This window comes from Sulfurisphaera sp. (assembly GCF_059755235.1).
The window spans coordinates 47514-61347 of record NZ_DBPRYF010000031.1; the positions used below are offsets into that span (position 1 = coordinate 47514).

The 13834-nt window shown below is 35.6% G+C and carries 12 protein-coding genes; 2 read left to right on the top strand and 10 right to left on the bottom strand.

Translation table 11 applies throughout. The features are described 5' to 3' along the window. Positions 1-89 precede the first annotated feature (89 nt). Positions 90-1325, top strand: coding sequence for an NRAMP family divalent metal transporter (locus AC3OCB_RS04845; protein WP_498341118.1), 1236 nt, complete (start codon positions 90-92; stop codon positions 1323-1325). Here the strand turns inward: AC3OCB_RS04845 and AC3OCB_RS04850 are convergent. The 9 genes from AC3OCB_RS04850 to AC3OCB_RS04890 all read right to left on the bottom strand — a co-directional run bounded on the left by AC3OCB_RS04850 (position 1309) and on the right by AC3OCB_RS04890 (position 11587). Next, the gene (locus AC3OCB_RS04850) at positions 1309-2151 is read right to left on the bottom strand and encodes a M28 family peptidase (RefSeq protein ID WP_498341119.1); all 843 of its coding nucleotides are present in this window, start codon (positions 2149-2151) and stop codon (positions 1309-1311) included. The two genes, AC3OCB_RS04845 and AC3OCB_RS04850, sit on opposite strands and share 17 nt — an antisense overlap. Positions 2152-2222: 71 nt before the next feature. After that, positions 2223-2387, bottom strand: a complete 165-nt coding sequence (locus AC3OCB_RS04855; protein WP_498341120.1) for a hypothetical protein — start codon at positions 2385-2387, stop codon at positions 2223-2225. Positions 2388-2421: 34 nt separating this feature from the next. After that, complete coding sequence (locus tag AC3OCB_RS04860; RefSeq protein ID WP_498341121.1) at positions 2422-2694, bottom strand: hypothetical protein; 273 nt, start codon at positions 2692-2694, stop codon at positions 2422-2424. Positions 2695-2700: 6 nt separating this feature from the next. After that, positions 2701-3930, bottom strand: a complete 1230-nt coding sequence (locus AC3OCB_RS04865; RefSeq protein WP_498341122.1) for a YeeE/YedE thiosulfate transporter family protein — start codon at positions 3928-3930, stop codon at positions 2701-2703. A gap of 422 nt (positions 3931-4352) precedes the next feature. After that, the gene (locus tag AC3OCB_RS04870) at positions 4353-5642 is read right to left on the bottom strand and encodes an ABC transporter ATP-binding protein (protein WP_498341123.1); all 1290 of its coding nucleotides are present in this window, start codon (positions 5640-5642) and stop codon (positions 4353-4355) included. After that, positions 5639-6982 (bottom strand): ABC transporter ATP-binding protein, encoded by a 1344-nt coding sequence (locus AC3OCB_RS04875; RefSeq protein ID WP_498341124.1) that lies wholly within the window; start codon positions 6980-6982, stop codon positions 5639-5641. The genes AC3OCB_RS04870 and AC3OCB_RS04875 overlap by 4 nt, the downstream gene beginning before the upstream one ends. A 1-nt stretch (position 6983) precedes the next feature. Continuing rightward, positions 6984-7856, bottom strand: coding sequence for an ABC transporter permease (locus tag AC3OCB_RS04880; protein WP_498341126.1), 873 nt, complete (start codon positions 7854-7856; stop codon positions 6984-6986). Between the two features lie 9 nt (positions 7857-7865). Further along, positions 7866-8921, bottom strand: coding sequence for an ABC transporter permease (locus AC3OCB_RS04885; protein ID WP_498341127.1), 1056 nt, complete (start codon positions 8919-8921; stop codon positions 7866-7868). A 53-nt stretch (positions 8922-8974) separates the two neighbouring features. Continuing rightward, complete coding sequence (locus AC3OCB_RS04890; protein ID WP_498341128.1) at positions 8975-11587, bottom strand: ABC transporter substrate-binding protein; 2613 nt, start codon at positions 11585-11587, stop codon at positions 8975-8977. 550 nt (positions 11588-12137) lie between these two features. Between AC3OCB_RS04890 and AC3OCB_RS04895 the strand changes: the two genes are divergently transcribed. Continuing rightward, the gene (locus tag AC3OCB_RS04895; RefSeq protein ID WP_498341129.1) at positions 12138-12863 is read left to right on the top strand and encodes an exodeoxyribonuclease III; all 726 of its coding nucleotides are present in this window, start codon (positions 12138-12140) and stop codon (positions 12861-12863) included. On the opposite strand, the gene AC3OCB_RS04900 is transcribed toward AC3OCB_RS04895, so the two are convergent. After that, a complete protein-coding gene (locus AC3OCB_RS04900) occupies positions 12833-13822 on the bottom strand; it encodes a stage II sporulation protein M (protein WP_498341130.1) in 990 nt (329 codons plus the stop codon). The two genes, AC3OCB_RS04895 and AC3OCB_RS04900, sit on opposite strands and share 31 nt — an antisense overlap. Positions 13823-13834 lie beyond the last annotated feature (12 nt).

The following is a 13834-nucleotide window of genomic DNA, read 5'->3' on the forward strand; positions in this document are numbered from 1 at the left end:
TCTTTTCTTCCTTTATTTCACAAAGCTGATTTTTACCTTAAATTTTAGTGATAATATTTATTAGAACGGAATGTGTTTATTTATTTACGATGTGGCGAAAAAGAATTACGCCAAATGAAAAAGCAACAAAAAATAGCGGAACAATACGCAGTGAGATTCGAAACTTCATTAAGCTCTTTGGTCCTGCTTGGCTAGTCATGATGGCGGATATGGATGCTAGCAGTACTATCGGTGCAGCGGAAACTGGTGCAATTTTCAAATATGGTTTTATTTGGATTATGCTACTTCTCATAATTCCTTTGTATATCGTACAAGAGGTCTCAGGGAGAATTGGAATTGCAACCCGTAAAGGTTTAGGAGAAGTCATTAGAGAAAATTACAGTAAACCAATTGCTGCTTTAATGACCGTTCCTATGGCATTAACAGATGTAGTGACTTATATAATCGAATACCTTGGAATTGGAATTGGCTTTGAGATTTTAGGAATTCCATTAATCGTGAGCATACCTGCAGTTTTCCTCTTACATATTCTTATTGTAACAAAGAGAAAATATTCTCAAGCTGAGAAAGCTCTTATTGGTATTTCATTTGCATTAATATTGGGATTTCTCGTAACTTTGTTTTTAAGAGGAATAAAACCATATTCCCCAATTTACATTGAGCCCACTCCTCTGTTCTTCTTTTTAGTGGCAGCTAACATAGGAGCAGTTGTAATGCCTTTTATGCTGTTTTTTCAAGCTTCTGCTACCGCGATAAAAATAGATGAAGTTGACTGTAATGATAAGAAGCGCGCAATTAGCCACATGAGGAAGGAGACCTTGATTGGGGCAATAGTGACAGAACTTTTAATGATTATAGTAGAAATGACATTTGCCGGAATACCACTAGATTCCTCATCTTTTGCAAGTGCATCCCAGCTTGCCACAGTTATGGAGCCTTTAGCTGGTAAATACTCACCAATATTCTTTGGGATAGGATTAATAAGCGCTGGTTTCCTTGCCTTAGTAGTTATTTCTTTAGGAAGTGCATGGGGAGTTGTTGAAGCTTTAGGTATTGGAAAAAGAAACGCATGGAAAATATACGTGCTTGAGAGCACTCCTGCAGTAATAGTTTCTCTAATTTTACCCTCTTCTCTTCTCATAAACATAGTACTCAGCTTACTGGTATTCTTTGTTTATGCTTTGATTGGTCCAATAATCATACTTGGGATAATAGCAAGGAACAAGAGAATAATGGGAGAGTATCACTCTAAAGGAGTAAGAGAAATAGCTTATTGGGTTTCTGTGATTTTACTTGTTGTAATAGCTATCATTGCGACTTTTTAAAAGTAGAAGTTAACCCACTCGGGACTATACTTCCTCTCCTTTCCTTTATATCATATCCTTGGGATTTCGCATATCTTATAAAAGTTTCATCGAGTTTGTCTTTGCTGTATTTATCTAGTTCGATTAGAAAATGAGTTAAACTATTGACAAGATCACTCAAGTATTGCTTATCCCCCTCTATTGGCAGGTCCTTGTTTGAATGATAAAATGGGATTAGATCGTCGTTATATAATACCATAGCAGGATAACCTTCAGTAACAAAAGAAAAATGATCAGAGAAAGGAGAGGGCATTTCAATCCTTTTGACATTAAAGAAGTGCGAGAATGGATAAAGATCTGGAGTAGCTGAAAACACAACTTTATCGGGAAACAGTGCATCTAGGGATATCATAACAAATGTGTTATTCTTATTGTATTGGGAAGAACCAGTACAGCACCTAGGTCCCTCTTCTGAAGAAAAGAAGACAAATTTTAAGCCGTGTCTGTTGAGTTTTAGGTTAATTAATCTCTCGATTATATCTAATGAAAAGAGATTATCGTGATAACCAGTTAGCCAATGATCAACATGGGCACCCACAACTATATAATCTTCTCCTTCACTTACCGTTACTTCCAAGTTACAACTTGTAGTGTCCACGAGAGAAGATTTAGCTATAATTTTCACTTTGTCTCCTTCTCTTAACCGTTTCTCTGAAAAAATGGCTGGAATCTTAGTACTCACACCGATTCTTCTAAGCTTTCCCTCATCATAAAATATAACTGCCTTATATCCTTTCTTTACTGCCTCTTCGTATAAATCCTTTACTTGAAAAGGGTGTGAAGGCATTGAATAGAACTTAATATCTTTTCCAACTACTCCATCAACTTCCCCAGAAGTATAAGGAAGAAGTGATGCGTTTACTTTTTCCCATTAACATATACCTCTAGATCTTGGACCCATTCTTTGGTCTTTACCTCAAGGAAAGTTCCGCCAAACTTACTTTTAAGAGATCTTAGAATTTCCTTCTCTTTTTCACTACCATGAATAACTTCTTCCAATGATAAGAATTCTAAAGAAAGCATAAAAAAGAGAGTGAAAAAAGAAAAAATAACTTTTTTACCTATTTTCTTCCTTTTGTGCTTCTTGCGATTCTATTGGCTTACCTAATACTGATTCTGGAAATTGACTGTAAATAACACCTGCAATAACTAATAATAATATTACAACATATCCTACTGCAGCAACTTGTGATGGTGTTACTGAAGGACCCTTGTAGTTTTGCGTCTCTGCTATAGCAATTGCAAACATTATTATAACTCCAATGACGAATATAATCTTGAACGTCTTATCTAGCTTATTTAAATATTCTTGATTTCTAATGTCTGCCATCTCCTCTCACTCCTTATAAATTAATTTTGCGGTAATTATCATGGCAATCATGACCATAACGCCAAAATATAAGCCACTTATTCCCATTTGTAACGTTCCACTTAATATGTGTCCCGAAGCACATCCGCTAGCCATTCTTGCACCAAACATCATTAATGCAGTGCCACCAAATGATCCTAAAGCCCTCACCCCTTCATTGCTACCAAATCTCTTCTCCCAGCTGGGTGGTATAATCTTTCTAAATGCTGTAAATCTCCTAGTTAGAAATATTGCTGCAAAGAATGAACCTAATAATGTGCCGATATCACTAAATGGCTCCCAACCAATTCCTTTGAATACTATTTGGCTATATTTGAAGTTTGGTAAGAATAAAGCGCCCGCCATCCATGAGTAAGTTGTAGACTCGCCAAATATCTGGTGCAAGAACATTTCTGCTACGACTGTTAAACCAACAATTGCACCTACTGAAACCATAAAGGATCTAGTTACATTGCTTTCAACTGCCCAGTATTCATTTAATTTCTTTACAATACTCTTATCGTCATAAGGCAAACCACCATATGTTAAGAACATTGCAATGTCTTTCCTTTTTGCTATTTCTGTATCTGGTAACTTACCTTCTAAAGTCCCTCTTATACAGCTATGAGTTCCTCCTTTATATCTTGGCAAATAGTAGGAAATCGCAAACAGCACTCCTGCATATACTAATGAGATTAGGAATAAATCAATTGGTGTTAAGCCATCCCAAGGTATTAAGTATTCTTTTCCATCAACATGAGTAGCACCAATTATAACACTACCATAGTTTAATGTCTTAACTAACCATTGACCAGCAGGAGTTTGGAACAAAGCTGTCCACGCAACTGCACCTACTAAACCTCCTAAAATTGCATATATTGCATCTCTTCTTCCTTCACCAAGTGCCATCCATGTTGAACCAGGGAAGTAGCCAGATATTGCCAAGCCAATTCCGAAAAGAAGCCCACCTAGACCTACACCAATTATATATAAGGGCTTTGGAGACCAATGAAAACCTACTCCTGCAGCGTAAAGCGCATACATCACTGGTGTTGCTACAGCTGCTCCAATAAGTATACAGTCCACGAATAGTCTATCTTCCCATTTAGCTAGTCTAATTAAAGTCTCAGGATTTCCTATACCCCATGCTTCTGCAGCCGCACCAATTATAAAACCTATAACCAGACCAACCCATAGTGGTGCAGTATAAGTTATCATTTCACTTTCACCAAATGTTGTGTATATTATTCGAAGATAATTTTTTATATTACTAAAAATAGTTTAAAAATAATTAACTGAGTTAATTTATTCATAGATAAACAAAATATCAATATCTTAATGAATATATCCTTAAACTCAGTTAAACTGAAGATTATAAAAAATAAATAGGAAAGAAAATAATTAGCGTGAATGGTTGGCTCTTTCACCAAATTGTCTCTACAATTCCTTTACGATACTTCTATTTTTTTAAGACTTTCCTATCATGTTTAAATTCTAAAAGATAACTAAATAAAAAAGTTTTACGAAATATTAGTAACTTAATGTACCTTTAGAAGCATTAAATTATAAACCATTTATTTATAATTTATTAAGTTGTAATCAAAACTGACGTATAAATATGCTCGAAAAACAGAGTTGTTTCATTTTTTGTTGATGAATTTTTCGTCATATAGCAGACAGCTGACTAATCTCCCATCATTCAATTGATAAAGTCTAGGAGTAATATATTGCTTCAGCTCTATCAAAACCGCATTTTCACTTTCTTTTTTAATACTATCTATACTCTTGAAACTCATTACTGCTTCTATCTCGCTTTTAATAATCTTCTCTAAATCTTGATATCCTATTCCTTCTACTCTTATTTTCAACTCTGATAATACATCTATTTTGATCTTCTCTCCCCCTATATCATAGTACTTCCCTTCCAACAAGTATTTCAGGTCTTCAGCAACTTCCCTCGCATTCCACCCACAATACTCAAAAGCATAAGGACAACGAGGATGAAAATGACACCCTGTTGGTAAGTTAACTAAATTTGGTGGTTCTCCTTTAACAGGGATCCTTTGCATAATCTTCCCTACTTTCGGTACTGCAGACATTAAAACTATTGTATAGGGATGCTTGGGGTTCTTTATTACTTGTTCTCTCTCCCCCACCTCAACTAATTTACCTGCATACATTACATATATTTTGTCTGAGAGATAAGAGGCTACAGAGATATTATGAGTTATTAGGAGATAGGATAATCCTTCTTCTCTTTGTAAGGACTTAAGTAAATTAAGTATTTGGGCTTGCGTAGACACATCTAATGCACTTGTTGGCTCATCTAAAGCTATAAACCTAGGGTTGGTTGATAATGCCCTAGCTATTGCAACTCTTTGTCTTTGCCCTCCAGACAGTTCATGAGGATACCTATATGCAAACCACTTAGGTAGTCCTACTTTTTCTAAGAGTTCTAATACTCTCTTGTTTGCTTCTTCTCCCGATAGGTAACCTGTTGCAATCATAGGTTCCTTTATAATATCAGTAACCGTCATTCTTGGATCTAATGAAGAATATGGATCTTGAAACACCATGCCCATATATCTTCTAAGTTCCCTTAGCCTACTTTTTGGGATTTTAGTGATATCATACTTCCCCTCTATCCTCTTTATAACTCCCATATCTCCTTTCTTTAACGCTTCATCGTACTCATTAAGCTCATCATCAGAAATATTAAAGAGTATGCTTCCCTCGGTAACTTCTTCTAAGCCTATCAGTAACCTAGCTAGTGTTGTCTTTCCTGAGCCACTCTCCCCCACAAGTCCTACAGTCTCCTTTTCCTTAATCTTTATGTTAACTCCTTGAACAGCCTTAACTACTGCTTTGTTAGTTGAAAACATTCCGCCAGAGACGTACTGTTTCGTTATATTATATCCTGCTATTATCATTTCTTCTCACCATAGAGGAAACATGCAACTTTATGACCATTTTCTAAAGTATACATGGGTGGTGCTTGATTCTTACAAATATCCATTGCATAAGGGCATCTAGGATGAAACATACAACCCTTAGGAAGATTCCTCAAGTCCGGGACTTCTCCCGGAATGGGTGAGACTTCCTCGCTTTCAATAGATGGAACAGCCCTTAATAGAGATTGGGTGTATGGATGCAACGGTTTAAAGACTATTTCGTCCTTACTACCAACCTCCACCACTTTTCCAGCATACATGACTGCTATTCTATCTGATACTTCGTAAAGTACTGAAAGATCGTGAGATACAAAAATGAATGAAGAGTTGTATTTGCTCCTTATGCTTCTAACAAGGTCTAAAACTTGAGCTTGAACTGTAACATCTAGAGCAGTAGTGGGCTCGTCAAGTAATACTATCTCTGGATTGTTAATTAATCCTATGGCGATTGCGACTCTTTGCCTCATCCCACCTGATAACTCATGGGGATACATATAAACGGCCTTCTCTGGATTAGGAACTTTAAGTATTGAAAGTATTTCAACTGCCTTCCTATAACCCTCTTTTATTAAAATTCTCTTTATATATCTACTCAAAATGGGTGTCCTCTCTAGTTTATTACTTCTTGCGACTTTATAGAGAAAGGGTAAGGCCACTTTAGATACTTTCTCTTCTGCTAATGACAATATTAGCTTCTCCTTCTTTATGTCATGCAGATCATTTCTTTCCCAAATAAATAACACTTGCTCTTCTAAACCCTCAAGGTCTTTCTCTTTTATAAACTTAAGTAATTTCTCATTATAATCTTCTTTATTCTTAAGGATAATTAAAATTTGTCTCATATCATCTTTCGTAGCTTTATATCTAGCTAAAATCCTTCTTGCCAATACTGAAGGATAGTGATAGTAAACTGCTTCGGCTATTTGATATCCTACTTGGAGTACTGGGTTTAAGGCAGTCATCGGATCTTGAAATACAATGCTTATCTTTGAACCTCTTATGCTCTGTAACTTTTCATTAAGCTTCTTTAGTGCTTTTTCATTCTTCTTCTTAACATACTTAGTATTTCCAACGTTAATTAAATCTTGGATTAGATTATTGCCCATATAAGTTATCTCACCTCTGGTAACCCATGCATTGATTGGCAAGAGTCCACCAATTGCAAGCATTAAGGTAGACTTACCAGATCCACTTTCCCCAGCAATTCCTAATACTTCACCTTTATAGAGCTCTAGATCAACTCCATTTAATGCATGAAATATTCCTCTTCTGGTTACAAACTTTAATTCTAGATCTTTAACTTCTAATACTTTATCCATCTTAACTACTCCTCCTCCTTGGATCTATTACGTCCCTTAACCCGTCTCCCATTAAGTTAACTGCCAATGCAAAGAGAGTAATCGCCAATCCGGGGAAGATAACTGTCCATGGTGCTGATTGTAGATAATTTAGTCCTAGTGATGTTAAGTATCCCAATTCCGGTATCGAAGCATTAGGTATTAATCCAATAAATGCTAACGTCGAAAATATTACCATCACAGAACCTAGATCCAAAGATATTTGGATAAAAATAGGGGGTAACACGTTTGGCAAAATGTGTCTAATCATTATCTTAAAGTCTCTGACTCCAGCAATTTTTGCTGCATCTATAAATGGGGTCCTTTTTATAGATAAGGTCTGTGCTCTTGCATATCTCGCATATAATGGCCACCATACTACTATTAACGCTATTATCATACTTTCGTAGTTTCTGCCTAGAGCAAAACCTACTGCTATGGCTAATACTAAGAAAGGAATAGCGAAGAATATGTCTGTAATCCTCATTAAAACATCATCTAATAAACCCCCTATATAGCCAGATATTATTCCTAAGGTAGCGCCAATTGCGGCACCACCTAATACTATTATTAGAGAAAAGGCAAGATCAATTCTTATTGCAGCCTCTATTGCCTTTAACAAGTCAATCCCTGGATATGTAGTACCTAATGGATGTTGTGGTGATGGTGGGAGGGGAATTGGATTAACGAAGTTTTCTTGTAGAACGTTTGGATTCTTTATACCTAATAACCAGGGAGCGAATTGCACTATTAATGCATCTATGACGTAAATCATAAAGATTATAAAACCTGCTACTGCTGTAGGGTTGGCAAAGAAGATTTTTAAGGAATTTTTAAGTTCTGAGTACCTCTCCAATTCTATCACCTAGTACCTTATCCTAGGGTCTATCAGAGCATATACTATGTCCAATATTAATGAAGCCAATACAAAAACTATTCCAAATATCAGAGTGGCAGCCATTATCCCACCTACATCATTCGTTAATATAGCTTGGGTAGTCCAGTATCCTATGCCGGGGTAATCAAATATGCTCTCTACAACTACAGTACCACCTAATAATGAAGCTATTGTATAGCCATAGAGGGTCAATACTGGAATTAGTGCATTTCTTCTGGCATGCAAATTTATCACTACTTTTTCTGGAACTCCTTTTGCTCTAGCTAACCTAACGTAATCTTGATCTAGGACTTCTAACATCGATGACCTTAAGATCCTTATTATTCCTGCAACAATTGCTAAAGCCAAGGTTAATGAGGGAAGTATTGCGTGGAGTAAAGCGTTCCAGAATACTGCAAGATCCCCGTGAATTAAAGCGTCTATAAGTACAATGTGCGTCGGATAAGATATTCCATGTTTGTACCATGGCAGGGTAGAGGCTAAAAGAGGATTTACAGGGTATGAATATGGGAGGATTTTTAATTCTACGCCAAAGATGATTATAAGGATAAACGCTATTAAATAAATTGGCATAGAATATAAAGTAAAAGAGAAGACTCTAACCGAATGGTCTAAAGCGCTATCTCTTCTTACCGCAGAATAAACACCTAGTGGAATCCCTATTATCCACACTAAGATTGCTGCTATAATTGTAAGCGTTATTGTATTAGGTAAGAATAATAAAATTGCTGAAGTCACTGGCCCGCTATATATTGGAGTATTAGTGTAACCTAAATTTCCAGAAAAAAGTGCTTCTAACCAGTAGAAGTATTGTATATAGATCGGGGCATTTAAATGAAACTTTTCTGTTAGCTCTTTTATCATCTCTTCTTTAGCAGGCCCATTAAGTCTAGGATTAAGATAAGCTGATAATAATAAATTATTTCCTCCTACGTGCAGCAAAGCAAATACTATAAAGGTAATTCCAATAATTGTGACAAAAGCAAAGATAAGCCTTTTCAAAATAAATACCCAAAGCTTCATACAATCACCTTATGCTTTAGATTCGAACAAGTCTTATATAAATATAAAAAAAATTATCCCTTTACCCACCAGTAGTATATAGAGTCTCCAGCTCCACCAATCATTGGATTCTCCTCATAAGCTATGTTATTATTATAGCCATGCATGTAAGGCTTAATTATCCAGAATGCATTCGGCTGTTGTGTGTAGACATACATGTATAGTTGCAAAGCAAGATTAGTTACATTTGCATATAACTGCTGAGCTAATACTGGGTTAGTTGCGGAATCTGCTTCAAGTATTAACTGGTTAAGGTTTGCATACATTTGAGCTTCTTGAGTATATCCTAATTGCTCTAGGTAAGATACATACCAACCATCTGCCGCTGGGTAAGTTCCATTCTCCAAGTACATAGCGTTTACAAAGTCTGAAGGATATGGATAATCAGCTATCCAACCTAGATAGAAGATTGGCATTGGATTTGCCCCAGGGACCATATAACCTATTATCTGAGAGAATGGCATATACATTGGTTGGGCGTTAATGTTTGGATCCATTTCATGCAAAGCTTGTGCCCACATCTCTGCAGCTGCATAGTCAACAGTGTCACCAGAAGACACAATTATTGGGAAGGATACCGAGACATTATACATTCCGGACTTTATCATTAATTCTCTAGCATAAGTCAAGTTGAATGTGGGAACTAAAGATGATGGTGGAGGAGTGTAATAAGGTAAACCTGGTATAATAACTCCAGCATAAGGACTGGCAAAGTCTAATCCATATTTTACATTTCCTACTATGTTATCTATATAATTAGTATAGTTAAAGGCATAAGCAAATGCTTCTCTTACGTATAAGTTTGCGAAATAGTTTGGAGGTATATTATAGCTTGGATTGATCTGCTTTAATCCATTAACACTAATGTTTAGATTAAATACGAAGAAGAACTCTGATAGTGTTGGGAATTGATACATTAAAGCTTGACCTTGAGCTATATAAGGCTTCAATGCAGCAATATAGTTCGTTGGAAGCTCAGTAACTATATCAGCTTGTCCACTGATGAACAAATCGTATGCTGTTTGCGGATCTTTAACCCATTCTATTACTACTGTATCATTAGGCTTTGGAATTACTACTTTACCATTTATCGTAATTCCAGGGAAATATGGATTTGGCACTAACACCACGTACTGGCCTGGGACATAATCCTTTATCATGTATGGACCAGAAGCTACTGGGTCATTCTCAACTTGCTGGTTATAATGTCCTTCATTAGCATATTGCTCATATTGTAAGAAGCCAGCTGGAGTGAAGTTTATTCCAGCCCCAACTTGCTCTAACCACTTAGCGTCTATTATTCCAGAGCCTAATGGATTAGCAAGCGCAGTAAAGAATAATTGAGGTGGGGTTGGTTTAACAAGGTGGAATGTTACAGTATCAGTCTGGTTATTGTAAGTTACAGCATTCATTATTAGGTTAAACGCTTCATTTTCATTTTGTGGGGTAACTATTGGAACTCCTGCAGTAGCATTAGGAATTAGATATTGGGCTAGAATCCAATCTGGAGTTCCAGGCTCTCCACCTACGAAGAGTAAAGCTCTTACAATAGAATACCACACATCGTAAGCAGTTATTGGATCTCCGTTAGAGAAGTATAAACCAGGTCTTATATGAAAAGTGTAAACGGTGTAGTTGTCACTAATCCCTCCATTTGAAGTGTTAGGTAATTCTTCAGCTACAAAAGGTATAAAGCTAGTAGTACTAGAGCCGTTGTAGACTAGTAAGGTTGCAAATATATTGCTGACAACCTCAAAACCAACACTTTCATAGTCTATCTGTGGGTCGAATGAATAAGGACCTCCAGGCACGTTCTCGGCCACAGTAATTGTACCAGGGTTAGGAACATTTCCAGTAAAATGATACAATGAGAAAGTCATGCTTGGGCCGGATACTGCAATAGTATATATAACAGAGAAGTTATATGTAGCTCCGCTTGATGCATTCTTCGTTACTAGAGTTAACATTACCGGATACAAACCTGGACTAGAATAAGAGACATTAACTGGGTTTACTTCCGGTAAGAAGTCATTACTAGCATTTGCCATTATAGTTAATGTCTTGCCATTTCCGAAGTTCCAAATATATTCATAAATTGTCATGTTTTGACCAGATGGTGGCTGTAAATAACCAGCATACAAATATAGGGTTTCACCTACATTAACTATGGGTGCAGTTGGATTTCTTGTTGAATTAAATGAAATTGTTGGTATGCTAACAAGGTCAGACAGATTGCTAGGTATTGAAGGCTGAACTGTGATTGGTAATGTTGAGTTTATATTTGATGAGACTAGTTTATTTCCTATATATTCCTCAACTAAAACTAGGTAATGTCCACCATATTTATATGTGTAAGTAACATTAGTTGATGTAGCATTAATTACGTTACCATCACCAAAATTTATTTCGAGTGTCGCACCTTTTTGAACGTTAAAGAAGGAGAAAGTTATTGGTGTTCCTTGAATTACTAAGAATGAAGTAGGTGCAACTGATATTGCTTGTGCTTGAACAGTGTGTTTGGGTAGCAAAAAGTATGCTGCTACTGCTGCTATTAGAATTATTACAATTATTATTCCTACTAAAAGTGTTTTAGCTATACCTAGATTTTTTTTATCTTTTCTTTTCATAATGGACCCCCCTTACGCAAGTTTATACTAAATTAATAATCCTATCTAGCAATATGTTTAAAAATTTTATTCTTTTATCTACATAATTCCTCGATTCTCTCAATTATAAAAATAGTCACTACTCTAAAATTATAATTTAACTTTGGAGCGTGTTTTAAAATTTTTTAATTTCATTAACTATTCTCTGATCTCCTAAAGATAATATTTATTTATTATTAAAAATAGTTTAAAAATAGTTAACTAAGAATTTATTTACAAGGAAGTCAAATATCAATATCTTCTCTAGTAAGGGTATTAACTTAGTTAACCGGGGAGTAAAAGTTAATAAATAGGAAAAGAGAATAAATAATATGCAACAATTAGTTCTTCAACAAAAAGAAGATAAAATACAATTAAAGGAACTTGACTCATTACCAGAGAGGTCTATATCCTTTACTTCGATAATAGATTCTACAAGAATGGACTAAAATAAGATAATAGTAGTCTTTTTTTATTCTTCTTCTTTTTCTTGCTTAGAAAACTTAAATGAGAGGGGAATTTATTTTAATTCATGAAGATAGTTAGCTGGAACGTCAATGGGTTAAAAGCAATAAATAGAAAAGGAGGTCTGGATGATGTCCTTATATACGACGCAATTTTACTTCAAGAAATAAGGAGTAATGACCTACCTTTAGACCTGCTTTTGAGAGGATTATCTCTTGTCCCTTTCCCTGCCAAGAAGAAAGGTTATAGTGGAGTAATGACAATACTAAAGGAAAAACCCAAGAATGTAATTAAAGGATTAGGAATACCAGAGTTCGATGAGGAAGGAAGAACAGTTACTGTAGAACTTGATAAATTTTATTTAATTAACGCTTACTTTCCGAGAGCTGGCGATGGGTTGTCAAGGTTGGATTTTAAGCTAAGTTTCGACAGTGAGATCGAAAAGTTTATGGATAAACTGAGGAAAGAAAAGCCAGTAATTATATGTGGGGATTTTAATGCTGTAACTGATAGAAGAGACTCAACTTTCTGGGACGAGTCTACTCCAGGGTTATCGCCTAAAGAAAGAGAGTGGATAAATCATATTTTACAAAAAGGGTATATAGATGCTTATAGGTTAATAAACCCTGATAAAACCGAGTATACTTGGAGAAGTTATAGGTTTAAAAATAGAGCAATGAGAATTGACTATTGTCTTGTATCTGAAGAACTTAAGAGCAATATAAAGGACTGCAAAGTTTTAAAAATACAAGGTTCAGATCATTACCCTATCCTTCTTGAAATAGAAGTCTGATAAATATTTTGTAAAATCGCTGCTAACTGTGTAGCGTAACTCTTAAACGCTTGATAGTTATTCTGTAATCTTTCTACAAACGCTTGTTGATAAAGGTAAAGTATCTGGGGATTTTGAGCTGATAAAGTTTGTATAACCCTATCTAAGTCCTCTTTTGTGTAATAAGGCATTCCCATTTTTATTGCATTAGCTATTATTAGGTCAATAACAGAAGACCATAAGTAATTAGTAGCTGAGCTTAAATCTCCTTGAGTCTCATACGCTATTGCTTTAGCCCAGTTCTCTCTATACTGATTAAAGTATTGGTAATCTAATGAGGTAAACTGAGGGGCTTGATACTGAGCGGTTTGGAAGCCTTGAGAGACTTGAGGAGCTTTTACGTATTTATCAGCAACTTTCTGTAAATACTCGTAAAAGAAAAACAACCCTACTAGTATTGGAGCTGATGCTGCCCACATTATATAAGGGTTAGAGACAAAGAATAGGCTCGCTTCCACCAGTGCAGCTAACAATAGTTCTACCGGTACTAATATGAACGTTATTATACCTCTCGTCCAATCATTTCTTTTAATTAATATATATAATCCAGATGCTGTAGCAATTGCATAAGAAGGTAGTTCAATAAATGAGTGAGGAAGTGTAAGTAAACCTAGAGCTAATGCAATGCCGGGCAAATTATGTGCTGTTGATACCGCACTTAGTAGCATCCCAGTGTTTACTATAGAAAATGCTAAAAATATAATACCTATAATTGGAATAAAGTCTAGTATTGCAACTTTAACATTATTAGTAAATATACTCATAACTATGCCTATATAAGGCTGGTTCCTTGTTGAGTTTTCGAGTCCGTTATACTGTTGAACCAATGCAGGAGAATTATATGGTATCCCTGCTGATATTAGAAATATTAGAACTTCCGCTACAAACAATGATATTATAAGTTTGCTTATTGATCTCATAAGATTAAAATT

Coding starts and splice junctions, on each gene's coding strand:
- AC3OCB_RS04845 (WP_498341118.1), top strand. CDS start 90: ATGTGGCGAAAAAGAATTACGCCAAATGAAAAAGCAACAAAAAATAGC.
- AC3OCB_RS04850 (WP_498341119.1), bottom strand. CDS start 2,151: ATGCCTTCACACCCTTTTCAAGTAAAGGATTTATACGAAGAGGCAGTA.
- AC3OCB_RS04855 (WP_498341120.1), bottom strand. CDS start 2,387: ATGCTTTCTTTAGAATTCTTATCATTGGAAGAAGTTATTCATGGTAGT.
- AC3OCB_RS04860 (WP_498341121.1), bottom strand. CDS start 2,694: ATGGCAGACATTAGAAATCAAGAATATTTAAATAAGCTAGATAAGACG.
- AC3OCB_RS04865 (WP_498341122.1), bottom strand. CDS start 3,930: ATGATAACTTATACTGCACCACTATGGGTTGGTCTGGTTATAGGTTTT.
- AC3OCB_RS04870 (WP_498341123.1), bottom strand. CDS start 5,642: ATGATAATAGCAGGATATAATATAACGAAACAGTACGTCTCTGGCGGA.
- AC3OCB_RS04875 (WP_498341124.1), bottom strand. CDS start 6,982: ATGGATAAAGTATTAGAAGTTAAAGATCTAGAATTAAAGTTTGTAACC.
- AC3OCB_RS04885 (WP_498341127.1), bottom strand. CDS start 8,921: ATGAAGCTTTGGGTATTTATTTTGAAAAGGCTTATCTTTGCTTTTGTC.
- AC3OCB_RS04890 (WP_498341128.1), bottom strand. CDS start 11,587: ATGAAAAGAAAAGATAAAAAAAATCTAGGTATAGCTAAAACACTTTTA.
- AC3OCB_RS04895 (WP_498341129.1), top strand. CDS start 12,138: ATGAAGATAGTTAGCTGGAACGTCAATGGGTTAAAAGCAATAAATAGA.
- AC3OCB_RS04900 (WP_498341130.1), bottom strand. CDS start 13,822: ATGAGATCAATAAGCAAACTTATAATATCATTGTTTGTAGCGGAAGTT.